At 67.7% G+C, this 26,587-nt stretch carries 22 protein-coding genes and 1 tRNA gene (1 of these 23 only partly in view); 5 read left to right on the top strand and 18 right to left on the bottom strand.

The features are described from left to right. Positions 1–65, bottom strand: a tRNA-Met gene (locus HMPREF2826_RS09560); it reaches 134 nt to the left of the window's first position. Positions 66–242: 177 nt separating this feature from the next. Here HMPREF2826_RS09560 and HMPREF2826_RS03850 point away from each other — a divergent pair. Continuing rightward, positions 243–929 carry a glycerol-3-phosphate acyltransferase gene (locus HMPREF2826_RS03850; RefSeq protein ID WP_070639365.1) on the top strand — a complete coding sequence of 229 codons (687 nt, stop codon included), beginning with the start codon at positions 243–245 and terminating at the stop codon, positions 927–929. Positions 930–1,030: 101 nt separating this feature from the next. Here the strand turns inward: HMPREF2826_RS03850 and HMPREF2826_RS03845 are convergent, their stop codons facing one another. From HMPREF2826_RS03845 to HMPREF2826_RS03765, 17 genes are all read right to left on the bottom strand, one after another. Beyond that, positions 1,031–1,573 carry a hypothetical protein gene (locus HMPREF2826_RS03845; protein ID WP_070639363.1) on the bottom strand — a complete coding sequence of 181 codons (543 nt, stop codon included), beginning with the start codon at positions 1,571–1,573 and terminating at the stop codon, positions 1,031–1,033. Positions 1,574–1,813: 240 nt separating this feature from the next. Next, positions 1,814–2,665 (bottom strand): tyrosine-protein phosphatase, encoded by an 852-nt coding sequence (locus tag HMPREF2826_RS03840; RefSeq protein WP_070639361.1) that lies wholly within the window; start codon positions 2,663–2,665, stop codon positions 1,814–1,816. A 380-nt stretch (positions 2,666–3,045) separates the two neighbouring features. Next, positions 3,046–4,200: a 3-isopropylmalate dehydrogenase gene (leuB, locus tag HMPREF2826_RS03835; RefSeq protein ID WP_070639359.1), complete on the bottom strand. Its 1,155-nt coding sequence runs from the start codon at positions 4,198–4,200 to the stop codon at positions 3,046–3,048. Between the two features lies 1 nt (position 4,201). Further along, on the bottom strand, positions 4,202–4,729 hold the full coding sequence (locus HMPREF2826_RS03830; protein WP_070639358.1) for a 3-isopropylmalate dehydratase small subunit: 528 nt from the start codon (positions 4,727–4,729) through the stop codon (positions 4,202–4,204). A gap of 266 nt (positions 4,730–4,995) precedes the next feature. Further along, positions 4,996–5,562, bottom strand: a complete 567-nt coding sequence (hxlB, locus tag HMPREF2826_RS03825) for a 6-phospho-3-hexuloisomerase (protein WP_070639356.1) — start codon at positions 5,560–5,562, stop codon at positions 4,996–4,998. A 2-nt stretch (positions 5,563–5,564) separates the two neighbouring features. Next, a complete protein-coding gene (hxlA, locus tag HMPREF2826_RS03820; RefSeq protein ID WP_070639354.1) occupies positions 5,565–6,194 on the bottom strand; it encodes a 3-hexulose-6-phosphate synthase in 630 nt (209 codons plus the stop codon). Positions 6,195–6,477: 283 nt separating this feature from the next. After that, positions 6,478–7,743, bottom strand: coding sequence for a 3-isopropylmalate dehydratase large subunit (gene leuC / locus HMPREF2826_RS03815; RefSeq protein WP_070639352.1), 1,266 nt, complete (start codon positions 7,741–7,743; stop codon positions 6,478–6,480). Between the two features lie 34 nt (positions 7,744–7,777). Then, positions 7,778–9,004, bottom strand: a complete 1,227-nt coding sequence (locus HMPREF2826_RS03810; protein ID WP_070639350.1) for an ATP-binding protein — start codon at positions 9,002–9,004, stop codon at positions 7,778–7,780. Between the two features lie 37 nt (positions 9,005–9,041). Next, positions 9,042–10,697 carry a dihydroxy-acid dehydratase gene (gene ilvD / locus HMPREF2826_RS03805; RefSeq protein ID WP_070641094.1) on the bottom strand — a complete coding sequence of 552 codons (1,656 nt, stop codon included), beginning with the start codon at positions 10,695–10,697 and terminating at the stop codon, positions 9,042–9,044. Positions 10,698–10,788: 91 nt separating this feature from the next. Then, positions 10,789–11,985, bottom strand: coding sequence for a threonine ammonia-lyase (ilvA, locus tag HMPREF2826_RS03800; RefSeq protein ID WP_070639348.1), 1,197 nt, complete (start codon positions 11,983–11,985; stop codon positions 10,789–10,791). 74 nt (positions 11,986–12,059) lie between these two features. Further along, positions 12,060–13,763, bottom strand: coding sequence for a biosynthetic-type acetolactate synthase large subunit (gene ilvB / locus HMPREF2826_RS03795; RefSeq protein WP_070639345.1), 1,704 nt, complete (start codon positions 13,761–13,763; stop codon positions 12,060–12,062). Between the two features lie 95 nt (positions 13,764–13,858). Then, entirely contained in the window at positions 13,859–14,878 is a 1,020-nt protein-coding gene (gene ilvC, locus HMPREF2826_RS03790) for a ketol-acid reductoisomerase (RefSeq protein WP_070639343.1), read from the bottom strand. Positions 14,879–14,963: 85 nt separating this feature from the next. Beyond that, the gene (gene ilvN, locus HMPREF2826_RS03785) at positions 14,964–15,470 is read right to left on the bottom strand and encodes an acetolactate synthase small subunit (RefSeq protein WP_058270649.1); all 507 of its coding nucleotides are present in this window, start codon (positions 15,468–15,470) and stop codon (positions 14,964–14,966) included. A gap of 5 nt (positions 15,471–15,475) precedes the next feature. Continuing rightward, positions 15,476–17,188 (bottom strand): biosynthetic-type acetolactate synthase large subunit, encoded by a 1,713-nt coding sequence (ilvB, locus tag HMPREF2826_RS03780; RefSeq protein ID WP_070639341.1) that lies wholly within the window; start codon positions 17,186–17,188, stop codon positions 15,476–15,478. Positions 17,189–17,190: 2 nt separating this feature from the next. Beyond that, on the bottom strand, positions 17,191–18,726 hold the full coding sequence (locus HMPREF2826_RS03775; RefSeq protein ID WP_070639339.1) for a 2-isopropylmalate synthase: 1,536 nt from the start codon (positions 18,724–18,726) through the stop codon (positions 17,191–17,193). Positions 18,727–19,144: 418 nt separating this feature from the next. Further along, complete coding sequence (locus HMPREF2826_RS03770; protein WP_083307233.1) at positions 19,145–19,816, bottom strand: phosphoribosylanthranilate isomerase; 672 nt, start codon at positions 19,814–19,816, stop codon at positions 19,145–19,147. A 24-nt stretch (positions 19,817–19,840) separates the two neighbouring features. Then, positions 19,841–21,001 (bottom strand): pyridoxal phosphate-dependent aminotransferase, encoded by a 1,161-nt coding sequence (locus HMPREF2826_RS03765; protein WP_070639337.1) that lies wholly within the window; start codon positions 20,999–21,001, stop codon positions 19,841–19,843. A 297-nt stretch (positions 21,002–21,298) separates the two neighbouring features. On the opposite strand from HMPREF2826_RS03765, the gene HMPREF2826_RS03760 reads away from it, so the two are divergent. The 4 genes from HMPREF2826_RS03760 to HMPREF2826_RS03745 all read left to right on the top strand — a co-directional run bounded on the left by HMPREF2826_RS03760 (position 21,299) and on the right by HMPREF2826_RS03745 (position 26,183). Continuing rightward, positions 21,299–22,339, top strand: coding sequence for an aldose epimerase family protein (locus HMPREF2826_RS03760; protein ID WP_070639335.1), 1,041 nt, complete (start codon positions 21,299–21,301; stop codon positions 22,337–22,339). A 118-nt stretch (positions 22,340–22,457) separates the two neighbouring features. Further along, complete coding sequence (locus HMPREF2826_RS03755; RefSeq protein WP_070639333.1) at positions 22,458–23,822, top strand: PFL family protein; 1,365 nt, start codon at positions 22,458–22,460, stop codon at positions 23,820–23,822. A gap of 7 nt (positions 23,823–23,829) precedes the next feature. Beyond that, positions 23,830–24,972, top strand: a complete 1,143-nt coding sequence (locus tag HMPREF2826_RS03750) for a serine hydrolase (protein ID WP_148138324.1) — start codon at positions 23,830–23,832, stop codon at positions 24,970–24,972. A gap of 95 nt (positions 24,973–25,067) precedes the next feature. Further along, a complete protein-coding gene (locus tag HMPREF2826_RS03745; protein WP_070639330.1) occupies positions 25,068–26,183 on the top strand; it encodes a serine hydrolase in 1,116 nt (371 codons plus the stop codon). Positions 26,184–26,587 lie beyond the last annotated feature (404 nt).

The following is a 26,587-nucleotide window of genomic DNA, read 5'->3' as shown; positions in this document are numbered from 1 at the left end:
CAGGATTTGAACCTACGACCTCCGGGTTATGAGCCCGGCGAGCTACCAGACTGCTCCACCCCGCAATATCTGGGCACCTTTCGGCGCAAGAAAGTAATATACGGGTAGATGCCAAAAAAGTCAAACGTCGTCACTCAGCTATGAATCTGTCTTCACAATAGCGGCAGACACGCACGTCCGAACGAGGCTCTCGTTCTCGTCCGCCGCCATGTCGCCCCAACCCGCGCTGTAAGGAGCCTGCCATGACCCTGCCCGTGTCCCCCCTGACCGTCGCCTGTGCGAGCCTGCTTATGGGCTATGTCTGCGGCAGCTTCCTGACGGCCGACGTCGTCTCGCGCGCCGTGGCAAGAAAATCAGCCTTTGACCTGGGGGTCGGTAACCCCGGCATGGCAAACGTGGGCCATGAGCTGGGCACGAGGGCGGCGCTCGTCGTGCTGGCGGGCGACGTCCTCAAGTGCGTGCTTGCCTGGACGTTGGCACGCTGGCTCTTTACGCCCCAGGCAGAGCTCGCCGGGCTCATGGCGGGACTGGGCTGCACGCTGGGACACAACTACCCCCTGTGGCACGGCTTTACGGGCGGAAAGGGCGTCACCACCACCTGCTCGGCCATCATTCTGGCAACGCCCCTCTGGGGCGTCCTTGCCTGCCTCACGGGCTTTGCGGCCGTGCTGGCCTCGGGATATCTGTGCGTGGGCGCCGTCGTGATAGCGGGAGCCTATCTTATCCTGACGCTCGTCTTGCACGGGCCCGGATTGGAGGCGCTCGTTGCTCTGGCGCTGGCGCTTCTCATGACGCGCGCGCACTGGTCGGCGCTCGTGGCCACCGCCCGCGGGACCCAGCGTCCCGCAAACCTGGCCATAAAGCTGCGTGCACGCCTGGGCATGCCGCCCCTCAGGGGCGGACGAGGACAAAACGGCGCGGCTAGCTAGCCGCGCGAAGGCCCTGACGCTCACAGCCTGCGGGCGGCCGCGAACGTGGTCGCCCGCTTTATCACCCTCGCCGGTCTCCCCGTCCCTCGCCCGCTCCCTCGTTACCCTCGCCTGCGGTCCAGCGCATCGAAGCGATTGATGCGCGAGAGAATCTGCTCAAGGTCGAGCATGCCCCAGATGGTCACGGGACGCGACTGACGCCGCGCCCTCACCCGAATGTTGTCGAATCCCACGGCCATGCTTGACCCTCTCCACTCCATGTGCGTGATGTCCTCGTAGCGGATGGTCCGCATGCCTCCCACGAGCGGACGGACGCGCAGGTAGCTGTCATAGGTTGCCACCTCGTGGCGGTGCAGCATTATCCAAAGCGCCAGCACGACACAGATAAACGACCCAAAGAAGCCCAGGACGACGGGGGCGCCCACGTCAAACGCGCCGACGTCGCAGAGCCACACCAGCAACGACCCCAAGATTCCCATGAAGAGCAAGAGAATGACCATCGTGTGCGTGAGCGAGTTGGAGATGCGGTACGTGTCATGATGACGATGATGTCGCTCGGCGATGTCATCGAGCAGGGCGCTCTCAAGGGCGGCAACGACTATGGGCGTGCCCAGCATGGGGACAACAAAAATCAGGCTACCCATACAGGCTCGCATCAAGCTGACGACCCGCCGTGGTGGCGGATGCCTTCGACGGGCGCCGCGAGCAGGCGAGATGATGCGTCGTCATGACGTTCTCGCAGATCCTGGCTCTGCAGCTTTTGGCTCTGACCATCACGACGCGTCCCGTCTTTTTCTCGCGCACGGGCGCCTGCCCTGCGCCCCCGCAATCATGCCTACCGGAAAAGTATCCTATACCTGAGGCTCTTTCATACCAATACCTCACTACGCGCCGACAAGGTGATGACGAACGGTGTCCAGCTCACGAGCGTCACACCCACAGGCAAGCAGGTAGCCGCGCACGCTGCCGTACCGCCGCAGCAACCAGTCGATGACCGCGTCCATGACGCCCGCGAGCATAGCGGCCCCCCAGTCATCCTCCTCCTGAGACGGCTCTTCGCCCCGCACAAGCCTCTCGACGAGCGACGGCGGCGCAAAGGAGTAGAGATAGTCGCGCAACAGGTCTTCTCGACTCACCTCGCAAAGCCCCAGAAGCAGGAGTGAGACGACGCCCGTGCGGTCCATGCCGGCGGCGCAGTGGAAAAGGACGCACTCGTCCTCGTCGGCAGACGCGAAGAACGACATGAGCTCGCGGACGGCTGAGTGATTCTTCAGCATCGCAAGGTACCCGCGCATCAGGTAGCCGCGCTCGTCATCGGGCAGGTCCGGTTCGCCCTCCCGCAGGTTGTACGCGTGAAGCTGCACGTTGCGGTAGCGGACGCGCGGTTGGGAGCCCAGCAGGTCAGGCGCGTGCTCAAGCTCCCAGGAGCTGCGAAGGTCCGCGTCAGCCGCGACCCCGTAGGCGCACAGACGCCGTGCGTCATCCGCGCTGACGGCACAGGTGTCGCCGGCGCGAAGGAAGCGGTGAAAGCGCGTGGGGCCGAATGGCGTGTCATAGCCCCCCAGCTCACGGACGTTGGCGCAGGTGGCAATCGTCAGAGCGTGCGTGGCGGGGTCGGGCGGGCCGATGGGGTCGAGGCTGGCGGTCCCGTGACCAGGGACGGCGGCCCCGCGACCAGGCGCGGCGCCAGAATCCAAGCCGCTGACGGCCTCGAGGGCAGGGTCCTGCGCGTCCACGACCTGCGGGGGTGCAGCCTGCGCGCCCTCAGCCGACGAATTCGCAGCCTGCGCGCCCTGTTCAGCCCCAGGCCGCTTTGTCGCTGACGCGCAAGACGACGCCCGCCCCAGACAAGCGTCACGCAGCGCCCTCAGACATCTCCACGTCATGATCGCGGCACCCTTCCCTCGCTCCGGCACATCGCAGACGGCGCCGTTACAATGGGCCGGATGTTCGGCACCCTCCGCCTAAAGTGTACGTTGCGAAGGCTACCTTTTGCGTTTGCCCAGGACTCGTTTTTTACGACCCGTCCAAACGTACACTTTGAGACGACACCCGGCGCCATGCGAGCAATCTTGGACCCCGCGAGCTGGGCCTCTGCGAGCTGGGCCCCGCAATCTTAGGCCCCCAGCGCGCCCGCCCGCAGCGCGAAGGCCTCCAGGATCTTGTCCCCCATGGCGGCGGTGCCCAGCAGACGCGAGGCGTCCGTCGTCTCGTCGGCGAGGTCGGCCGTGCGCCAACCGGCGGCAAGGACGTCCTCGACCGCGCCCGCCACAGCGTCGGCCGCCCCATCCATCTGGAAGCTGTAGCGCAGCATGAGCTCGACCGAGAGAATCTGCGCGATGGGGTTGGCGACGCCCTTGCCCGCGATGTCAGGGGCGGAGCCGTGGCTGGGCTCGTAAAGCGCCGTCCCGTCGCCCAGCGACGCCGACGCGAGCATGCCCAGCGATCCCGTGAGCATGGAGGCCTCATCCGAGAGGATGTCGCCAAAGGTGTTCTCCGTCACGAGCACGTCAAACTGGGCCGGGTTGGCCACCAGCTGCATGGCGCAGTTGTCGACGAGCATGTCCTCGCCCTCGACGTCCTCGAACTCGGCGTTGAGGCGATGGTTGACCTCGCGCCACAAGCGGGAGGTCTCGAGGACGTTCGCCTTGTCGACCGACGTGACCACCTTGCTGCGGCGGGCGGCGGCCTCATAGGCCCAGCGCAGCACGCGCTCTATCTCGAACTCCGCGTATTCGAGGGTGTCGATCGCCGTCTGCCCCTTCGTCCCGTCCCTGCCGGCGCCCTCCACATCGACCTGGCGCTCGTGCCTGCCAAAGTAGAGGCCGCCCGTCAGCTCGCGGACGATGAGGAGGTCCACGCCGTCGAGCCGCTCGGGACGCAGGGGCGAGGCGCCGCGCAGCGCGTCGTAGATGCGGACGGGGCGCAGGTTGAGGTACAGCCCCAGATTCTTGCGGATGGCAAGAAGGCCCTGCTCGGGGCGGACGGCGCCCGGCGTCGGATCGTCCCATCGTGGCCCGCCGACGGCGGCGAGGAGCACGGCGTCGGCCGCCTGGGCCGCCGAGAGCGTCGCGGGGGGTAGGGCCGTCACCCTCTCGCCGGCCGCGCGCGTCGCGTCGATGGCGGCCCCGCCGATGAGCTGGCGCTCGCAGTCGAACGTGACCCCAAAGGCCTTGCCCACGGCATCGAGCAGACGCTCGGCCTGCTCCATGATCTCGGGGCCGATGCCGTCGCCCGGCAGGGTGCAGATGCGGTACGTGGTCTCTGACATGCTAGTCCCCCTCACCCGTGCCGGCCGCTGCCGAGCGCCCCGCCATGACGCGCCTCGTACGGGCGACGAGGCCGCCGTCGCTGATGATCTCCTGGATGAACGGGGGAAAGGGCTGCGCCTGGAAGCTCGCGCCCGTGGTCTCGTCCGTGATGAGGCCCGCGTCGGCGTCGACGGACACGACGTCGCCGTCCCTGATGGCGTCGACGGCCTCGGCGCACTCCATGATGGGCAGGCCGATGTTGATGGCGTTGCGATAGAAGATGCGCGCAAAGCTCTTGGCCACGACCACGCTCACGCCGGCAGCCTTGATGGCCACGGGGGCGTGCTCGCGCGAGGACCCGCAGCCAAAGTTCTCGTCGGCGACAATGATGTCGCCGGGACGCACGCGATCGACGAAGCTCGCGTCAAGGTCCTCGAGGCAGTGACGCGCGAGCTCGGCGGGATCCGAGGTGTTGAGGTAGCGGGCCGGAATGATGACGTCGGTGTCAATGTCGCGGCCATAGCGGAAGACGGTGCCCTTGAACTGCACGGCGGAGTCCCTTCCTAAAATGGTGAGCGGACGGTCCCATCGTAGCTCAGGTGAGGGGCCACGCCTGCCTCCGTGCCCAAAGCCGGAAGGCTTGTTGCCTAATCGCAACACTCCCCCTCGTGCCACAGATGCCCTGGCATGCCCTCGAGGCACCTCGGGGCACCTGGCTGTTTCGTATGCTGCGAGAAGCGCGTCCAGCAGGCCGGATTGAAGATGTTGACAGCCGCCTGGGCGTCCTGGACGCCTTCCGCGTTTTCCTGCGTTCCCTACTCCATGTTGGCGTGCCGATAGTCCATCTGATCCTGGCTCTGGTCGAGCGCCCTCTTGAGGTCAACGACCATGGCATCGTAGACGAGCCAGGTGAGCTGCTCGAACGAGCTGCCGTTAGGCTGTATCGAGGGAGCCTTCTCGACAGTTCGTTTGCCGCTGCGCGACGAGGAGCCAGGGATGGTGATGTGAGCGTCCGCCATGCTGCCGATCGTTGCCTCGGGGCTGATGGTCACCGTGGCAATCTTCGCACCCTCGCGCTTGGCGATCTTGACATCGTTGACCATTCCCTTCGTCGTCCCGGAGCCCGATCCCACGATGAGCAGGTCGCCCTCGCGGATGGAAGGGGTGGTGGGGTCGCCCACAAAGTGGACGTCAAGTCCCAGGTGCATGAGCCGGTTCGAGAAGGCCCTTGCCACAAAGCCCGAACGGCCGGCCCCTGCCACGAACACCCGCCGCGCCTCAAGGATGAGGCCCTCGACCCTCTCGACCTCCTCCTGGCTCACGAGGCCGGCGTCAAAGGTGAGCTCCTCCAGGATGGCTGCGAGATTCTTGCACGGCTCCATGGTTATGCCTCCATTGCCTTCTTGATCGCCTTCGCCTCCGCCACGGGGTCGTCCGCGTGGGCAATGGCGCCGCCGCAGATGACGATGCCCGGACCAAGGGCAACATACTGGTCGATGGTCTTGCTGGTTATGCCACCGGCGACGGCCACCTCGGCGCGACGCGCCGTCGCCGTCATAACCTTGAGATCGTCAAGGGGGGTGCGCCCGAGAGCCTGGGCGTCCGTCCCCACGTGCACGGCCAGGACGTGGACGCCCATCTTTTCGCATTCCCTGACGCGACCAGCAAGGTCGGGGACGCAGATCATGTCGACGACGCTCTTGGTGCCGTGCGCGTTGGCAGACTCGACGGCGCCCTTGATGGTGGCGTCGTCAGTCACGCCGAGCACGGTGCAGTAGGCGGCGCCGGCGTCATAGACCATGTCCGACTCGAACCTGCCGCCGTCCATGATCTTGACGTCGCACAGGATCTCCTTCTCGGGGAAGGCGGCGACAAAGCGGCGGATGGCCTCAAGGCCGTAGCGCAGCATGAAGGGGGTCCCCATCTCGATGATATCGATGGAGTCGCGGACCTTGTCCGCGACGGCGAGGGCCTCGTCGAGCTCGAACTCGTCAAGTGCCAGCTGAAGCTTCATAAGCTGATCTCCCTTTTCCTGTGCCCCTGTGGTACGGCCGGCAGTGTGGGGCGGCGCACTTTCAAAGATGGCGCCGGCGTCGCGCCTAGGACGTACTGTACGCCTGGGCGAGCTCGGCGGTCAGCTCGTCGTCACGCGAAAGTCCGGTGTAGGTGACGATGGCGTCCTCGATGCCATGTTCCTTGACGTGGGCCACGAGCCCGGGTCCCTGCGCATCCTCGGGCTCGTCGCCAGAATCTTGTCCTCCCGCGGCAAGGGCACCCCTGAACTGCGCGCAAGCCTCCTAGCTCAGGTCCGACGGCAGGGCGATGTGGCCGGCGACGGCCGACGCGGCGGCGACGGCCGGCGAGGCGAGGTAGACCTCGGACGTGGGGTCGCCCATGCGCCCGACGAAGTTGCGGTTGGTGGTGCTCACGCAGCGCTCTCCCGCGGCGAGGATGCCCATGTAGCCGCCCAGGCAGGGACCGCAGGTGGGAGTGGAGACCACGCAGTGCGCACCCACGAACACGTCCATGAGCCCCTCATGGACGCACTGAAGCCACACGCCCTGCGTGGCGGGAATCACGATGCAGCGCACGCCGTCGGCAACGGTGCGGCCGCGCAGGACCTCGGCGGCGGCACGCATGTCCTCGATCCGCCCGTTGGTGCAGGAGCCAATGACCACCTGGTCAATGCCAATGTGGCGGCTCTCGCTCACCGGGTGGGTGTTGCTGGGAAGGTGCGGCCAGGACACCGTGGGCACCACGTTAGCGGCATCGATATGAACGGTGCGCCGGTAGCTGGCCTCGGCATCAGGATGATATTCGACGATGGGACGCGTGCTGCGACGGCTCACGTACTCGCGGCAGACATCGTCCACCTCGAAGAGGCCTGCCTTGCCCCCCGCCTCGATGGCCATGTTGGCGATGGTGAGGCGCCCCTCGACGGACAGGTCGCGGATGGTGCTTCCCGTGAACTCCAGGGCGCAGTACAGGGCGCCGTCCACGCCGATGAGGCCAATGAGGTGCAGGATGAGGTCCTTGGCGCTTGAGCCTGCGGGCAACGTGCCCTCCACCTCGACCCGCAGCGTCTCGGGCACCTTGAACCAGGCTCGGCCCGTGGCCATGCCCACGCCGGCGTCCGTGGACCCCACGCCCGTGGAGAAGGCCCCGATGCCCCCGTAGGTGCAGGTGTGAGAGTCGGCGCCGATGATGAGGTCGCCCGGGACCACGACGCCGAGCTCGGGCAAAAGCGCGTGCTCGATGCCCATGCAGCCCTGCTCAAAGTAGTGCGTGATGCCCATCTCGCGGGCAAAGTCGCGCGTCACCTTGGTCTGCTCGGCGCTCTTGATGTCCTTGTTGGGCGAGTAGTGGTCAGGGACCAGGATGACGCGGTCGGGGTCCCACACGCCCGCGCCGATCTTGCGCACCGTCTTGATGGCGATGGGGGCCGTGATGTCGTTGGCGAGCACCCCGTCGAGGTCACATTCGATGAGCTGTCCCGGGGCGACCTCGTCGAGTCCCGCGTGGGCGGCAAGTATCTTCTCTGCCATGGTCATGGGTCGTGTCATGATGTGCGTCTTTCCTCTCCTGTCGTGTGGGGCGCTAGGCGCCCCGGGCGACCAACGAGTCAACGAACTGCCGGGCGCCGCGGGCGGACCTGCCCGCCCGCCTCGTCGCAAAGCGCTCGGCCAGAAGGTCGAGCTCGCCCTCGTCCATCGTGACGCCCGCGTCGTGGGCGAGCTTGCGAACGATGTCAAGGTAGGTGGCACGGTCGGGCTTGGTGAACGTGACGTGCAGGCCAAAGCGGTCGCTCAGCGAGATGATCTCCTGCATGGTGTCGTTAAGGTGCACGTCGTCGCCGTCGCGGTCCGAGAAGCTCTCCCGCACCAGGTGCCGGCGGTTGGAGGTCGCGTAGATGGCGACGTTGTCGCTCTTGGCCGAGACCGAGCCCTCCAGGATGGCCTTGAGGGCGGCAAAGTTGTCGTCGTCGCACGAGAACGACAGGTCGTCAATGAAGATGACGAACTTGAGCGGGTTGCGCGTGAGCTCCTCGAGAATCTGGGGGATGTCCCTCAGCTGCTCCTTGCGGACCTCCAGGATGCGCAGACCCCGGGGCGCGAGCTCGTTGGCGACTGCCTTGATCGTGGAGCTCTTGCCCGTGCCGGCATCCCCCGTGAGCAGGATGTTGGCCGCGGGCCTGCCCGCGAGGAGCGCCATGGTGTTGTCAAGGATCTGCGCGCGCTCGCGCTCGTAGTCCACGAGGTCCTCAAGGCGGATGGGGTCGGGATAGCGCACCGGCTCGATCTGGCCTCCGTCGCCCACCGCAAACACGTGGTAGCGGGCGTAGATGCCAAAGCCCTGGGTGCCCAGGCGGGCCCTGCGCGCCGCATAGGCGTCCGACAGGCCCCTCCCTGCCGCATCGCCGGGCTCGAAGGAGGGAAGGAGCCCCCCATCGACCCCTGCGGGAAGCTCCCCCACAAGGTCCGCGGGAGCAAGGCGGCACACGCGCTCAAGCGTCCTGAGCTCCGCACGGAGGGCCGCCTCCATGCTGGGAGCCACCTCCTCGCCCGCGCCGACGAGCCTCAGGTAGGCGTTCTCGTCCTCGAGCGTCGCGTTTCGCACGTGCGCGGCCAGACAGCACGACCCCGTCTTATACAGGCGGCTCACGAGCTCGCCGTAGCGAGAGACCCTCAGGTCCCAGCTGGCCCCCGACGTCACGGCCTCCAGGCAGGTCGTGACGCCCGCCACCACGGGGTCCGTAAGGAGTCCCCTGAACACCGCCAGTGCCGAGAGCCGCCAGCGCAGCTCCTGCAGCTCGTCAGTTCCCATGCGCGTCACCTTTCCCTGGCCCGTGCCCGCCGCATCGCTAGTTGAGCACCGCGCCGGTGGCGCCGGAGGACACCAGGGCGGCATAGCGCCTGAGATAGCCCGCGAGCGGCTTCTGCTTGGGGACGAAGGAGGCAAGGCGCCGCTCGAGCTCTTCGTCGGAGACCCTGAGCTCCAGCCTGCAGTTGGGGATGTCGATGGAGATGAGGTCGCCCTCCTCGACGACGCCGATGGCGCCGCCGCTCGCGGCCTCGGGCGACACGTGACCTATGCAGGCCCCGCGCGTGGCGCCCGAGAAGCGACCGTCCGTGATGAGCGCCACGCTCTCGCCCAGGCCGCGCCCCATGATGGCCGAGGTGGGGTTGAGCATCTCGCGCATGCCGGGGCCGCCCTTGGGCCCCTCGTAGCGAATGACGACGATGTCGCCGGCCTTGATGAGGCCCTCGTCGATGGCCTCCTGGGCCGCCTCCTCACTCTCGAACACCCGGGCGGGACCCTCGTGGACGAGCATCGAGGGTGCGACGGCGGAGCGCTTGACCACCGAGCCCTCGGGGGCGAGGTTACCCCTGAGCACGGCGATGCCGCCCGTGGGCGAGAAGGGGTTCTCGACCGTGCGGATGACCTCGGGATTGGCATTGTGGGCGTGGGCGATGCTCTGGCCCACCGTCTCGCCCGTGACGGTCAGGCAGTCACGGTTGATGAGGCCGACCCGGTCGAGCTCGGCCATGACCGCCGGAACGCCGCCCGCCTCGTCGAGGTCCTCCATGTAGGTGGGACCGGCCGGCGCGAGATGGCAGAGGTTGGGCGTCCTCTCGCTGAGCTTGTTGGCCAGCGAGAGGTCGATCGTGAAGCCGCACTCGTGGGCGATGGCCGGCAGGTGGAGCATCGTGTTGGTGGAGCAGCCGAGGGCCATGTCAACGGTGAGGGCGTTCTGGAAGGCCTCGCGCGTCATGATGTCGCGCGCGCGGACGTTCTTGGCGAGCAGGTCCATGACGGCCATGCCCGCGTGCTTCGCCAGCTGGAGGCGGCGTGAGTGCACGGCGGGGATGGTGCCGTTGCCGGGAAGGCCCATGCCAATGACCTCGGTGAGGCAGTTCATGGAGTTGGCCGTGTACATGCCCGAGCACGAGCCGCAGCCGGGACAGGCCTTGCGCTCAAACTCGCGCAGCTTCTCCTCGTCAATCCTGCCCGCCTTGTACGCCCCCATGGCCTCGAACATGGACGAGAGGCTCGTCTTGTGCCCGTCGATGCGTCCGGCGAGCATGGGTCCGCCCGACACGAAGGTGGTCGGAAGGTTGAGGCGGGCGGCGGCCATGAGCAGGCCGGGGACGTTCTTGTCGCAGTTGGGGATCATCACGAGGGCGTCAAAGCCGTGGGCAAGCGCCATGCACTCCGTGGAGTCCGCGATGAGGTCGCGCGTCACGAGCGAGTAGCGCATGCCCTCGTGCCCCATGGCAATGCCGTCGCAGACGGCGATGGCCGGAAACACCACCGGCATGCCGCCGGCCATGGCGACGCCCATCCGGACCGCCTCGGTGACCTTGTCGATGTTCATGTGGCCGGGCACGACCTCGTTGAAGGAGCTCACGATGCCCACGAGCGGGCGGTCGATCTCCTGGTCGGTCCAGCCGAGCGCATTGTAGAGGGAACGGTGCGCGGCCGCCTGGGGTCCATGCTTGATGGGATCGCTCTTCATATGACGCTCCTCGCTCTTCATGTGGCGCTCCTTTGTGGGCTTGTGGATGAACGTGCGCTGCGCTGCGGGCGATTATCGGCGTGGGGCGGGCTCACACGAGCCCGAAGCCCTCCTCGACGAGCTTGGCGCGAATCTGGTCGATCTGCGCCTGGTCGCGCGTCTCCATGCCCACGCGCAGGGTGCAGCTCGAGATGGGCAGGTCGGGATTGGAGAGGTCGTAGTCAACGGAGACGACGTTGGCGCCCAGTCTGGCGATGATGCCGCTCACCTGCTGGAGCTGGCCGGGCTTGTCCGTGAGCTTGATGGCCAGCGTGACCTTGCGCCCGCTCATGGCGAGTCCGCGGTTGATGACGCGCGAGAGGATGTTGACGTCGATGTTGCCCCCGCTGATGACGCAGACGACCCGCTTGCCCCCAAGCGGCAGCTTGTCAAACATCGCTGCCGCGACGGGGGCGGCCCCGGCGCCCTCGGTCACGATCTTCTGGCGTTCCATGAGGTTGAGGATGGCGGCGGCGATCTCGTCGTCCGAGACGGTCACGACGTCATCCACGTACTTCTGGACCATCCTGAAGGTGAGCTCGCCGGGGTTCTTGACCGCGATGCCGTCGGCAAAGGTGGTGGCCGCCTCGGAGGCCTGCCAGCTCCCCGCCCTGAACGACTGGGCCATGGCCGAGGCCTCCGCCGCCTGGACGCCGTACACCTTGCAGCTGGGCTTGAGGCTCTTGACGGCGCAGGCGACGCCCGAGATGAGCCCGCCCCCGCCGACGGGCACGACGACGGCGTCCACGCCCTCAAGCTGGTCCATGAGCTCAAGGCCGATGGTGCCCTGCCCCGCGATGACGTCCTCGTCGTCATAGGGGTGGATGAACGTGGCGCCCGTCTCGTGCTGGAGGCGCACCGCCTCGTCGTGGGCGTCGTCATAGGAGCCCTTGACGAGCCTTACCTCCGCGCCGAGGCGGCGCGTGTTCTCGACCTTCATGATGGGGGCGCCGTCGGGCATGCAGACGATGGAGCGCACGCCCAGCTGGGTCGCCGCGAGCGCGACGCCCTGGGCGTGGTTGCCGGCGCTGCAGGCGATGATGCCACGCCCCAGCTCCTCGGGGGGAAGCTGGTTAATCCTGAAATAGGCTCCTCGCAGCTTGAACGAGCCCGTCACCTGGAGGTTCTCGGTCTTGAGGTAGAGGTCGCCCACCTCGCCCACAAGGTTGGGTGCCGCGATGAGGTCGGTCCTGCGGGCGACGCCCTTGAGGACGTAGGCGGCATGGTAGATCTTGTCGAGTGACAGCATGCGCTGACGCTCCCCTCTCTCTGTCGCGCGTCGGCGCGGGCATGCCCGCGCGACGGACGCGGTGACGGTGTTTCTCACACGGCCAGGAAGCTGGTTATGTGCTGACCGGCGGGAACCATGGGACGGACCATCTCGTCGGGGTCGAGAACGGCGTCGATGACGTAGCCGTGACCGCAGGACAGGGCCTCGCCCAAGGCGTCCTCAAGCTCGGTCACGCTGCTCACCCGACGTCCCGAGAGGCCGTAGGCCTCGGCGAGCCTGATCCAGTCGGGACCGCGGTCGAGCGTGGTCTCGGCGTAACGCCGGTCGTAGATGAGCGTCTGCCATTGGTGGACCATGCCCAGCACGGCGTTGTCATAGACCACCGTGATGACGGGAAGCCCGTAGTGCTCCACCGTGGAGAGCTCGTTGCAGTTCATGCGGAAGGAGCCGTCCCCCGTCACGTGCAGGATGCGCCGGGCGGGATTGCCCACCTGCGCCCCGATGGCGGCCCCCAGCCCAAAGCCCATGGCGCCAAAGCCGCCCGAGGTCAGCAGCTGGCCGGGATGGCGAAAGTGAAAGTGCTGGATGGCCCACATCTGGTGCTGGCCCACGTCCGTGGCCACGATCGTGTCCTCGGGAAGCAGGCGTGCGATGGTCTCGTTGATCTGCTTGGGGGTCAGATGGTCTCCGCCCTCCTCGTAGAGGGTCTCGGTCGCAAACGAGAAGACATGCTCCTTCCACGTCGCATGGTCCTGCTGGTCAAGACGGTCGTTGACGAGCTCGAGCACGCGGCGGGCGTCGCCGAGCACGTGATGGTCGCAGCGGATGTTCTTGCCCACCTCGGTGGCGTCGATGTCTATCTGGGCTATGCGCGCCCGGCTCGCGAAGGTGGCGGGCTTAAGGGCCACGCGGTCCGAGAAGCGACACCCCACGGCCACGAGCAGGTCGCAGTCGTCCACCGCCCGATTGGAGGCCTGTGACCCGTGCATGCCGATCATGCCGGTGGAGAGGGGGTCATCCCCCGCGAAGCCGCCCCCTCCCATGACCGTGATGGCCACCGGCGCGTCCACGCGGCGGGCGAAGGCGAGAAGCTCGTCCTGGGCGCGGGAGCGCACCACGCCTCCGCCGCAGACGATCAGAGGCCGCTCGGCGCCGCGGATGAGATCGATTAGCCCCTCGACGTCGGCAAGCGAGGGCTCCGGCGCTTCGATGCCCCCGAGCAGGCGTCGGGAGAGCGGGTTGGGAAGTTCCGTCACGCGATGCCGGGCGAGCGGCAGGGGCTCATAGGGGGCCCGGGCGCTCGTCACGTCCTTGGTGACGTCGATGAGGACGGGGCCCGGTCGTCCGCTGCGCGCGATGAGGAAGGCCTGGCGCACGACGTTCGCAAGACGGCTGACGTCCTTGACGACCCGGTTCCACTTGGTTATGGGACGGGTGATGCCGGTGATGTCAACCTCCTGGAACGAGTCCTTGCCCAACAGCTTGCTCGAGACGTTGCAGGTGATGGCCACGAGGGGGGAGGAGTCCATATAGGCGGTGGCGATGCCGGTGGTAAGGTTGGTGCAGCCGGGCCCCGACGTCGCGAGACACACGCCCACCCTGCCGGTGGAGCGCGCGTAGCCGTCGGCCGCGTGCGCCGCGCCCTGCTCGTGGCTCACGAGGTAGTGCCTGATGTCGGGCGTCTGGTACAGGGCGTCGTAGACGTCCAGGATCGTGCCTCCGGGATACCCAAAGACGACGTCGACGCCCTGCTCTCTCAGACACTCGACGAGAATCTGCGCTCCTGTGAGCTCCATCTGTCCCCTCTTCCTGTCGGTCTCGCGCCTTGGCGGCCGCGGGCCCGGGCGTCAGCCGAAAGGCGGCCACCCGGGCCGGACGGCCCCTGGTGCCCCTAGTTGTTGAGGAGCTTGTCCTTGTCGTTCCAGGCGTACATCTGGCGAATCTTTCTGCCCGTCCGCTCCATGAGCGTCTCGGCCTGGATGCGGCGCATCGCCTTGAAGTGGACTTGGCGGCTCTCGTCGGACATGTCGAGCAGGAACTCCTTGGCGAACTCGCCGTTCTGGATGCGCCTGAGGTTGTCGCGCATGCCCGCGCGCGCCGCGTCCGTGATGACGCGGGGGCCTGCGGTGTAGTCGCCGTACTCGGCGGTGTTCGAGATGGAGCTGCGCATGCCCGCGAAGCCGCTCTCGTAGATGAGGTCGACGATGAGCTTCATCTCGTGGATGCACTCGAAGTAGGCGTTGCGCGGGTCGTATCCCACCTCCACGAGCATGTTGAAGCCGGACTCCATGAGATCGGTCACGCCGCCGCAGAGCACGTTCTGCTCGCCGAAGAGGTCGGTCTCGGTCTCGGTCCTGAAGTCGGTCTCGAGCAGGGCGGCACGTGCCCCGCCGATGGCGGCGCCATAGGCGAGGGCGAGGTCAAAGGCGTCTCCCGTGGCGTCCTGGTGGGCGCAGACGAGGCAGGGCGTGCCCTTGCCGGCCAGGTACTCCGAGCGCACGGTGTGGCCGGGCGCCTTGGGGGCCACCATGATGACGTTGCAGTCGTCACGGACTTCGATGCAGCCGTAGTGGACGTTGAAGCCGTGGGCAAAGGCGATGGTCTTCCCGGGAGTCAGGTTGGGCTCGATGTCGCGCCGATACATGGCGGCCTGATACTCGTCGTTGATGAGGATCATGATGATGTCGGCCCACCTTGTCGCCTCGGCGTTGGAGACGACCTCGAGGCCCTGCGCCTCGGCCTTGGCCGCAGACGCGGACCCCTCGCGCAGGCCCACCTTGACCTCGACGCCCGAGTCCTTGAGGTTCAGAGCGTGCGCGTGTCCCTGGGAGCCGTAGCCGATGACGGCGACGTGCTTGCCGTCGAGCCTCGAGACGTCGCAGTCCTGCTCGTGAAACATCCTGAAATCCATTGCCTGCTTCCTTTCCTTGTGGGTGCTCTCTGACGCTATCGTGACGCCGCCCTGATGCCCGGCGGCGGGGGTGCCGGCCGTGTGCCTAGATGTTCGACACGTTGCGCATGACGGTGCCTCCCCGCTCGAGCGAGACTACACCCGTGCGGCACACCTCCAAGATCGTGAAGTCGCGCATGAGGTCGATGAAGTTGTCGATGCGACGGGTCTGTCCCGCGATGCGAAAGACGATGGCGTCGCGGGTGTAGTCAACGACCTTGGCGTGGAAGGCGTTGGCCGCGTCGAGCATCTGCGAGCGCGTCTCGTCGCGGTTGCTCACCTTGATGAGCAGCAGCTCGCAGCTGATGGAGTCGTCGGGGTCGAACTCCTTGAACGAGATGACGTCGGGCAGCTTGGCCAGCTGGGCGACGAGCTGGTTCTTGGCACGCTTTTCGCCCACGAACTGCACGGTGATGCGCGAGAGCTCCTCGGTCTCGGTCTCGGACACCGTGAGGCCGGTGATGTTGAACTGGCGACGACGGAACATGCTCGTGACGCGGTTGAGCACGCCGTACTCGTTGCGCACCATGATGGCTATGCTGTAGCTCCTCATGACCCTCACCTTCCCATCCGTGCCTGGACGTCATCCATGGTGACGATGAGCTCGTCCATGGAGGCCCCGATCCTGAGCACGGGCGTCACGAACTCGTCCGGGTCGATGGGGCATTCGATGAGCGTGGGCCCGTCCTGGGCGAGGGCGCGTGCGAGCGCCTCCTCGAACTCCCCCACCGACGTCACGCGCGTCGCCGCGGCGCCCGCCGCACGGGCCATGGCGATGAAATCCGCCTTGTGCGCGATCGTCGTGGCGGCGTGACGGGAGCGCTTGAAGAGGGACTGCATCTGCCTGACCATGCCAAGGACGCCGTTGTTGAGCAGAACGACGACCACGGGCAGGTCGTTGTCGGCCGCCGTGATGAGCTCCACCAGGTTCATGGCAAAGGAGCCGTCGCCCGTGACCAGGATGGCCGGGCCCCGCGTCCCGAGCGCCGCACCGATGGCGGCTCCCAGGCCAAAGCCCATGGTGCCCAGGCCCCCGGAGCTGATGAAGGTGCGCGGGCGGGAGAAGGCGAGTCCCTGCGCCGCCCACATCTGGTGCTGGCCCACGTCCGTCACCACGGGAACCTGTGCGGGGCGGCGCCGGTTGATGGCGGCCATGGCATTCTGCGGCGTGAGACCCTCTCGGCAGTCCTCGCCCGCGCGCTCCCGCGCGACGAGCTCGCTCACCTGCTCGTCCCAGGCCTCATGGGTGGCGTTTGTGACGAGCGGCAGGAGGCGCTCGAGGACGAGACGAACGTCCCCCTGGACCTCCACGCGGTCCTCGAGGGTCTTGGAGAACTCCGAGGAGTCCACGTCCACGTGGACGACCCTGCCGCTGGGGGCGTAGGTCGCGCGGTCGCCCGTGGAGCGGTCGTTGAAGCGCACGCCCAGCGCGATGAGGCAGTCGCACGCGCTCATCGCCTGCGTGCTCGCGGCGTGGCCGTGCATGCCCTCCATGCCCAGGAAGCCCTCCGTCCGCGTGGGTATGCCCGAGACGCCCATGAGCGAGCAGCCGATGGGGGCGCCGATGCGCCGTGCCAGGCTCACGACCTGCTCGCCCGCCCCGGAGGCGACGGCCCCGCCCCCGAAGTAGACGAAGGGCCGCTCGGAGGCGTTGATGGCGTCAGCGGCCGCGCGCAGGGCCTCATCCGACGGCTCGAGGGGCGGCCGCGCCCCGACGGGCGGCAGCTCCTCAAAGGGCACGAGGGCGCGCTGGACGTCGGCGGGGACGTCCACGAGGACGGGCCCGCGACGACCCGAGAGGGCGAGCTCAAAGGCCTCGCGTAGCACCTTCTGGAGGCGGGAGGCGTCGCGGACGAAGTAGTTGTGCTTCGTGATGGGCAGGGTGACGCCCGTGATGTCCAGCTCCTGGAAGGCGTCGGTGCCGATCATGGCGTTGCTCACGTTGCCCGTCACGGCGACGAGCGGGATGGAGTCCAAGAAGGCCGTCGCGATGCCCGTGACCAGGTTCGTGGCACCGGGACCAGAGGTGGCGATGACGACGCCGCAGCGTCCCGTGGCGCGGGCGTAGCCGTCCGCGGCATGACAGCCGTGCTGCTCGTGCGTGGGCTCCACCAGACGCAGCTGGTCGGCGTGGTCCATGAGCACGTCAAAGATCTCGAGCACCGTGCCGCCCGGGTAGCCGAAGACGGTGTCCACCCCTTGGTCGATGAGGGTCCTTACCAGGACCTGCGCCCCCGTGAGCTCTCTCGTTTTTTTTGCGCCCCCGGCCATCCCTACGCCTCCTGCCTTGAGCGTGCGGTCAAGATCATGCGGTTGATGGCGTTGACGTACGCCTTGGCGGACGAGACGACGATGTCGTTGTCGGCGCCGCGTCCCGTGAACGGCGTGCCGTCGTCGGCCTGCACGCGCACGGTGACCTCGCCGATGGCGTCGATGCCGCGCGTCACCGACTTGACCGAGAACTCCTGGAGGTCGCCGTGGACCGTGACGACCTGGTCGATGGCCCGGTAGGCGGCGTCAACCGGGCCGGTTCCCGTGGCGCACGTCACGCGGGTCGCGCCCGTCTCGTCCGTGACGGTCGCGGTGGCGGTGGGCACGAGGGGGTCGCCGCACGACACCTGCAGGGCGTCGAGCACGTAGACGGCCCTGGTCTCGCGGTCACGCTCCTGCACCATGGATTCGAGGTCCTCGTCAAAGACCTCCTTCTTCTGGTCGGCGATCTCGAGGAAGCGCTGGTACACCTCGTCAAAGTCCTGTTCGTCAAAGCTGTGGCCAAGCTCTCCCAGACGGTGGCGCAAAGCGGCGCGGCCCGAGCGGGCCGAGAGCACGATCTCAGAGCCCGCCGCACCGACGTCGGCTGGATCGATGATCTCGTAGGTGTCGCGGGCCTTGAGCACGCCGTCCTGGTGGATGCCCGAGGAGTGCGCGAACGCGTTGGCGCCGACGATGGCCTTGTTGGCCTGCACCTGCATGCCCGTGATGCGGCTCACGAGGCGCGAGGCGCGGGTGAGCTCGGTGGTCACGACGTCGGTGTGCCCGTCGAGCTCCTCGCCGTGCATCCTGAGCGCCATGACGACCTCCTCGAGGGCGGTGTTGCCCGCCCGCTCCCCCAGGCCGTTGATGGTGCACTCGACCTGTCGGGCGCCGTTCTTGACGCCCGCAAGGGCCAGCGCGGTGGCCATGCCAAGGTCGTTGTGGGTGTGAACCGATATGGTCACGTCCTCGATGCCGCAGACGTTATCGGCGAGGCCCTTGATGCGACGCCCGAAGTCGTCGGGCAGCTGGTAGCCGGTGGTGTCAGGGATGTTGACGACCGTGGCGCCCGCCCTGACGACGGCCTGGATCACGCGCTCGAGGAAGGCCTGGTCGGCACGGCCGGCGTCCTCGGCGTAGAACTCGACGTCCTGCACGTAGCGCTTGGCGTAGCGGACGCAGTGGACGGCCCGCTCGACGCACTCGTCCTCGCCTATGCGCAGCTTCTCGGCCAAATGCTGGGGCGAGACGCCCAGCCCCGTGTGGATGCGCGGGCGCCTCGCGGTGCTCAGGGCCTCCGCGGCGCGGTCGATGTCCCTCTCGACGGCGCGGGTCAGGCCCACGACGACGGCGTCGTCGCCCGCCAGGCGCCCAATCTCCTGGACGGAGCGAAAGTCGCCGGGACTCGAGACGGGAAAGCCCGCCTCGATGACGTCAACGTGCAGACGCAGGAGCTGCTGGGCTATGATGAGCTTTTCCTCGGTGTTCATGGAGGCGCCCGGCGACTGCTCGCCGTCGCGCAGCGTGGTGTCAAAGATGGCTATCTTGCGGGTCATGTCTCTCTCCTCCGGTCGCGTCTTCGTGCAAGGGGGCGATGCTGCGTTGCGATGAAGAACGGCGCGCATGACGGGGTGTCGACAAGGAGCCGGACCCTTAGGCCAGCACGCCTACGCTAGGAGGAGGCCCGCGAGGGGCGAAATAATCTCAGAGGTGGGAGCGATGGACGCGAGGGCGCGGGCGACACCCGTCGGCGCGACAAGGGACGCGGCCGCAACGGCACGCGTGACCTCCTTGTGTGCCCAGGCGCTATGACCCATCATGCCGTCCGTTTCGCTCAAAGCCGACCCCGACGGTCGGCTTGGGGGCACTATCCCATGTGCGAGGCGTCCCGCGGGCGTGAGCGCGCGGCGATTTGCACGAACGTAACAATATGCGAAGACGCGCTCCTTCGGGGCCGGCCGCCTTCGGGGCCGACTATCTCCGCGATGACAGCGCCCTGACCGCCGCCACGGCGGCGACCATCTTGGCGGGGTCTTTCTCGCGGTTGGTCTCAAGGGAGCTGTTCATGTCAAAGCCCCAGGGCGCAAGCTCCTGTGCCGCCCGGCCGACGTTCTGTGCGCTGATGCCGCCCGCCAGGACGTACGGTCGCGCGACCTCGCGGGCGAGCGCCCAGTCAAAGGCGACGCCCGCGCCCCACCCCCCACAGAGCAGGACGAGGTCCGCGATGCTCGCGTTGGCCCGCTCCACGTCCTTGAGACTGCGCAGGGAGACGGCCTGGATGATGGGGATGTCCACGAGCTCGCGCAGAAAGGTGATGTAGGGGTTGCCCTCCGTGCCCTGAAGCTGGATGACGTCGAGCATCTCGTCGGACAGCTCGGCCACGAACCCAAGCGGCTGGTCATAGAAGACGCCCACGGCGGGGATGGTGGGGGCAAGCGCCCTCACGAGCTCCTTGAGTTGGTCGCGGTCGACGCTGCGGGGCAAGCTGGGCCAGTTGACCGTGAACCCGCAGAGGTCGGGGGCGGCTGCGTTGACGGCCGCGACGTCCTCGCGACGGCTCATGCCGCTGAGCATGACCCGCGCGTAGGGATCCTGGCTGTACAGGACGTCGTGCGTGATGATGGTGGTGGTCCTGCGTCCCAGCATGTGCGCCTCCCTCGTCGAGGGCCCCTAGAGGCCCGCCGCGCCGATGGCCCTCACTGCCTCGCGGATCTTGTCGGGCGGCAGCACGAGGGCAAAGCGGACGTACCCCTCACCATGAGGTCCAAAGCTGGATCCCGGCGTCACGATGACGCCGCTCTTCTCCATGAGCTCCATCGTGAAGGCCGAGGAGTCCGTGCGCCCGCCCGGAAGCTTGGCCCACACGAAGAGCGTGCCGTGGCAGTTGGGCCGCTCCCAGCCCAGGGCCTCGAGGCCGTCGCAGAGCGCGTCGCGACGCTCCTGGTAGGCAAGGCGCTGGCGCTCCACGCCGTCAAGCGGCCCCGTGAGGCAGGCGATGGCGACGTCCTGCTCCACGAAGAACATGCCAAAGTCCACCTGGCTGCGAAGCTTGCGCGTCGCGGCGACGACGTCGGGGCGCCCCACCAGAAACGACAGGCGCACGCCCGTGACGTCAAAGGACTTGGACAGCGAGAGAAACTCCACGCCCACGTCGAGGGCGCCGGGATAGTCGAGGAAGGACCCGCCGCGCGGGCCGTCGAAGACGACGTCGGAATAGGCGTTGTCGTGAACGATCACGATGTCGTGGGCCTTGGCAAAGTCGATGATCTGCCGGTAGAGCTCGGGCGTGCCCACCGACCCCACGGGATTGGCGGGCAGCGAGACGATCATGTACGCCGCGCGGTCCGCCACGTCGTCGGGAATGGTCGTGACGTCGGGCAGAAAGCCGTTCTCCTCGGTGAGGGGGTAGTAGTGGGGCGTGGCGCCCGCGAGGAGCGTGCCCGCCCTAAACACCGGATAGCAGGGGTCGGGAATGAGGGCGACGTCGCCGGGGTCCGCCAGCGCGGCGCACACGTACTGCATGCCCTCCTGGGTGCCCCGGCAGCTCATGACCATGTCGGGCGTAATGCCTGACACGTGGTAGCGCCTCTCGTAGTAGGCGCAGACGGCCTGAAGGAGCTCGTCCTTGTCGTGCAGGGAGTACTTCCAGTTGGCGTCGTCCTTCGAGGCGTCCACCAGCGCCTGCTTGATGTGGGCGGGCGTGTCGAAGTCCGGCGTGCCCACCGAGAGGTCAAACACCGTGCGCCCCTCGGCCTCAAGCTCGCGACGCCTTTGATTGAAGTACGCAAAGACCTCGTCGCCAAACAGGTCGACCCTTTTGGAAAACCGCATCGTGCCCTCTTTCCCCCGGCGGGCCGCCAAGCCCGCCGTCATGTCGAACGCTTCCGTTGACATTGTGCTACGAGACCGCACCGGGTGCACGAATGCGTCAAAAAAGCGGGGACGCGCCTTGGGGCGGCCTGCCCGCTTTCTCCCCTTCGCCGGACGGCGCCAGACGCAGGGCGGCGGGTCGCCCGCCTCCTGACGATGGGTCGTCTCCCAACGCATCGGTCGCATGCTAGCATCTCATAAGGTCGCACTGAGCCGTCCGCGGGCCGGCCAGCGGCGGCGCCGGGGAGAGGAGACCTCATGTCTGCCCATGCCAGGAGCTTTGGAAGCGCGCGGGACGGTCAAGGGGTGCGCCTCCTGACGCTGGAGAACGAGGGCGGCATGCGCGTCTCGGTGACGACCCTGGGCGCCATCCTCCAGGAGGTGTCCGTGCCCAACGGCAATGGCGGCGTCACCGACGTCACGCTGGGCTATGACGACGCTCACGGCTATTTGAGCCACGGCGGCTCGCTCGGCGCCGTCATCGGCCGCAACGCCAACCGCATCGCCGGGGCGAGCTTTGAGCTCGGGGGGACCACGCACCGCCTTGCCAAGACGCACGGCGCGCATAACCTCCACTCGGGCCCCCACGTGTGGCGCGAACGCGCCTGGGACGTGGTGTCGGAGCCCGCGACCCTGCCCGACGGCAGCTCGTCGGTGTGCCTGGGGCTCACCAGCCGTGACGGTGACCAGGGGTTTCCGGGCTCGGCCCGCGTGACGGCAACCTACGCCTTGCGTCTTGACAACCGCCTGGAGCTCACCCTGCGCGCGGAGGTGTCGCGCACCACCATCGTCAACCTCACGAGCCACGCCTACTGGAACCTCAACGGGCACGCGGCCGGCTCGGCACTCGGCCATCGTCTGAGCCTGGACGCGTGCGCCTACACGCCGACCGACGACGAGCTCATCCCCACCGGGCGCGTCGAGCCCGTGGAGGGGACCATCTACGACCTGCGCGAGCCCACCGTCCTTTCCACGCGCCTCATTGACCTTCCCCAGGGATACGACACCAACTTCTGCCTTGACAACGGTGAGCGCTTCGAGCGGGCGGCGACCCTGGTGGGAGACGAGACGGGCATCACCATGGAGCTCTTCACCGACGCCCCGGGCCTTCAGCTCTACACCGGCGGCGGCCTTGACGCCCGCGGCAAGGGCGGCGCGCGGTACGGCGCCTTCGGGGGCATCGCCCTGGAGCCCCAGTTCTACCCGGACGCGCCGCATCACAGGAACTTTCCCCAGCCCGTCTACGCGCCGGGCCACCCCTACCTGCTGCGCATCGCCTGGGCCTTTGGGCTCGCGTGACGCGCGCCTCGCGGCTGACGTCCCGTCACAGTTGGCAGGCAGGTAAACGCCGTCGTCGCCCGCTGCCCCTTGCGCTAGCATGGGTGTCATCCCAACGAAGGACGACGTGAGGACGAGCATGGCAATCACCCCCGACGAGGCGGCGGAGACCAATGCGATGGTCTCGCAGCACAACCTTGACCTGCGCACCATCACCATGGGCATCTCGCTGTTCGGCTGCGCCGACGAGAGCATGTCGCGCATGTGCGCCAAGGTCTATGACCGCATAACCCGCACCGCCGAGGGCCTGGTGGACGTGGCGGCGGACCTCGAGCGCGAGTACGGCATCCCCATCGCCAACAGGCGCGTATCCGTGACGCCCATGGCGCTGCTGGCCGCGGCCTGCCCCGACGCGGACCCCACGCCGCTGGCCCATGCCATGGACCGCGCCGCGGAGGCGCTCGGCGTCGACTTCATGGGCGGCTACTCGGCCCTCGTCCAGAAGGGCATGGGCGACACCGACCGACGCCTCATAGACTCCATTCCCGAGGCGCTCGCCGGCACCACCCGCGTCTGCTCCAGCGTCAACGTCGCCAGCCTGCGCGCGGGCATCAACATGGACGCCGTCCTGCTCATGGCCCAGAAGATGATCGAGGCGGCTCGCCTGACCACCGACACGGACTGCTACGGGGCCGCCAAGCTCGTCGTGTTTGCCAACATGGTCGAGGACTCCCCCTTCATGGCCGGCGCCATCCATGGCCCCGGCGAGCGCGATGCCGTGATCAACGTGGGGGTCTCGGGCCCCGGCGTCATGGCCGCCGCCCTCGGGGAGCTCTCGCCCGACGCCGACCTCATGCAGGTGGCCGAGCAGATCAAGAAGACCGCCTTCAAGATCACGCGGGCCGGCGAGCTCATGAGCCGCGAGGCGGCACGACGGCTGGGCGTCGAGAAGGGCATCGTGGACCTCTCGCTGGCCCCCACGCCTGCGGCGGGGGACTCCGTCGCCAAGATTCTCGAGACCATCGGTGTGGGCGAGTGCGGCGGACCCGGCACCACCTGCGCGCTCGCCCTGCTCAACGACTGCGTCAAGAAGGGCGGCGTCATGGCCAGCTCGAGCGTGGGCGGCCTCTCGGGCGCGTTCATCCCGGTGTCCGAGGACGCGGGCATGATTCGCGCCGCTCAGGACGGGGCCCTCTCGCTGGAGAAGCTCGAGGCCATGACCTGCGTCTGCTCGGTGGGCCTTGACATGATCGCCATCCCGGGCGACACGCCGGTGGAGGCCATCGCGGGCATCATCGCCGACGAGATGGCCATCGGCGTCATCAATGCCAAGACCACGGCCGTGCGCCTGATCCCCGCCATCGGTCACGCCGAGGGCGACACCCTCGAGTTTGGCGGCCTCTTTGGCAGCGCGCCGGTCATGCCCGTCAACCGGCACGCGGGCACGATCTTCGCCCGGCGCGGCGGGCGCTTCCCCGCCCCCCTCAACTCGCTCAAGAACTGAGTCGGTCGTGCCTGCAAGGCGAAGAAGGCGCCGACCCGACGACAACCCCCGCCCGAGAGGCCGCCGGGAAGTTGACCTCTCGGCCATCCTCGCCGACGTCGTCATGTTTCCCATCCTCGCGGCGCGCAGGGTCTGGCGCCTGGCACGGCGGCTGCGTCGGCGGGGCGGACGGGTGCGCCGTCACGTTGCCGCAGCCCTCGCCGTTGCGGTGGCCCTCGCGGCCCTTGCCCTCGCGCTCGGCATCGCGGCTCTGGCGCGGGGCTGCGCCTCTCCCCCGCCGCCCCAGGCTGCGCAACCCGCCGCCGCCGACAGTGCCAGCCAGGTCACGGCCAGCACCTCTGCCACGTCGGCCGACATTGACGTGGGGTCCGCCCGGCTTCATGTCACGAGCTCGCTCGGGGGCATCGACGAAAGCCGTCTCGACCCCGTCGTCGAAGCGCTGAAGGGCCTCTCCGACAAGGGCATCAACGTGAGCCTCGACCTCAGGACGCTTGACGGCAACGTGACCATGGGCTTCAGGACCAACACGAGCTACTACACCGCGAGCAGCATCAAGGGCCTCTATGTCTGCGCCCTCTTCCAACAGCTCGTGGACACCGGCCAGGTGCCCCTGTCGGACGTGGAGGAGCGCGCCCAGGCCGCCGTCATGTGGTCGGACAACGCCTCGTACGGGACTCTGCGCAGCCAGTACGGGACCGAGTTCTTTGCCAGCTGGCTAGACGCCGCCGACATCGGGCTGGGAGCTTACGGCACCCGCAAGGAGTACGTTGACCAGCGCTATCCCCAAAGCACGCCCGAGCAGCTGCGCGGGGCCTGGGAGGCCATCTGGCGCTACCTTTCGAGCGGCAGGGGCGCGAGCGCGACCCTGAGGTCCTTCTTTGAGCAGCGCGAGCGCAGCCCCATCAAGGACGCCCTGGGGGATGAGGCCAACGACTCCGTCATCACGCTGTCCAAGGCCGGATGGTTTCCCCTCACGGAGGAGCAGGGCGTCTCTCCCGCGGCCAACGACGCGGGCGTGGTGGTGCGCCCGGGCGACAACGGCAGGTCCTACGTCGTCGCCGTGATGTCGGACTCCTCCGAGGACCTGGAGGCGCTGGAGCAGCTCGTCAAGGCGCTCGACGACTATGTCTGCGGGGACTGCGGGAGCTGAGCGCCCCTGGCCAAGGCTGAAGGCGCACGACGCGAGACAGACGCGGCGGCATGGGCGACGCGGACGGCCACACACGAGGGCGGGGAGGCCCGAACATGGGACAGGACGATGTCACGCAGGGCAAGCACGCCGCGCCCCGACGCACGCAGCGGCGGTCGGCGACAGGCCTCGCGGTGGCGGGGGCGCTCCTCGCGCTGGCCGCCATGCTCGTCGTCGCGGGCGTGACGCAGGGCGTCATTCCCCTTTTGTCACGTCAGCCGCAGGGACGCCCCGCTGCGGGCGACGCGAGTCCTGCGGCGCGGAAGCCCGCTCCTAACGGCGGCGCGTCCTCTGACGCGACGACGGGCGCGAACGGCGTGCCGGACGGCTCAAAGGCCGAGGGCGCTGCGCAGCCGGACCAGACGGACGGCCCCGCGACGCTCGCGGACCAGCTTCCCAGCGAGGCGCGCCCCGTCAGGGCCGCCATCGATGCAGACGGCGGCAGCGACGCCCTGGCGTCAAGCGACGGCTACGCCAAGCTCACCCAGGCCGTGGGAGCCCTAGAGGACCGGGGGCACTCCGTGAGCTTCTACCTCAAGGACCTCAGCTCCGGGGCCACGCTCAGCTACCAGCCGGACGTGTCGCGCTATCCCGCCAGCAGCATCAAGGGTCCCTACCTCGTGGCCATCTACGAGACGATGGTAGAGACGGGGCAGGTGGACGGCGCGTCCGTCTCGGACCTGGCGCAGAGCCTCATCCTGAGCTCCGACAACGACGCGTTCCGCGCGCTGCACCGACGCTTTGGCGAGAGCATCCTGGGGACCTGGCTCAGGGGCTTTGGCTTTGACACCACGGGCTTCGGGGGCACCAACCCCTACACGACCTACTACTATCCCTACGTCACGGCCCGCCAGCTGGCGCGCATCTGGGAGCACATGAACGAGTACCTCTCGAGCGGCACGGACGGCGCCAACTACCTGGCGTCGCTGTTTGCCAGGCGCGACGAGTCGCCCCTGGCCATGGCAGTGGGGCCGCTCTACGGCAGCTGGGGTAAGGCCGGATGGTATCCCAGCCACGGCGCGCTGGGCGCCGCACCCGCAACCGTGGACGCCGGCGTGGTCTTTGCGGGACCCAGGCCCTACGTGGTCGTGGCCATGAGTGACGCCCCGAGCGACTTTGCCGCGTTGGCCCTGGTGTTCGCCGGGCTTGATGCGGCCCACGACGACCTGTAGCGAGAGGGCTTCGCATGGGCGACAGGCGGACCGCCCGCCCGCGGCCTGTCGCACCTATAGGTTTGGGGGCCGCGGCGTGCCACACTTATAAGTTTGAAGGCAGCACCGCCACTCACCTATAGGTTTGAGGGCGGTGCCGCCACGCACCTATAGGTTTGAGAGGACGGATGAGACAGACCTATAGGTTTGAGGAATCGTTGCGGCGTTTGCCCAGGTAGAAATTCTCTTTTTTCCTCAAACCTATAGCTCTGCACGGGAGAGACCCTCAAACCTATTGGAATCCGCGCGTGCCGCCCTCAAACCTATTGGAATCCGCACGTGCCGCCCTCAAACCTATTGGAATCCGCACGCGGAGCCCGCAAACCTATTGGAATCCGCAGGCCTATAGGAACCCGCGCGCGGGA

Origin of the sequence: Olsenella sp. HMSC062G07, from assembly GCF_001811895.1 — a bacterium.
Classification (GTDB): Bacteria; Actinomycetota; Coriobacteriia; order Coriobacteriales; family Atopobiaceae; genus Olsenella_F; species Olsenella_F massiliensis.
The sequence above is the reverse complement of the archived record's forward strand: the minus strand, read 5'-3'. Positions and strand labels throughout refer to the sequence as shown.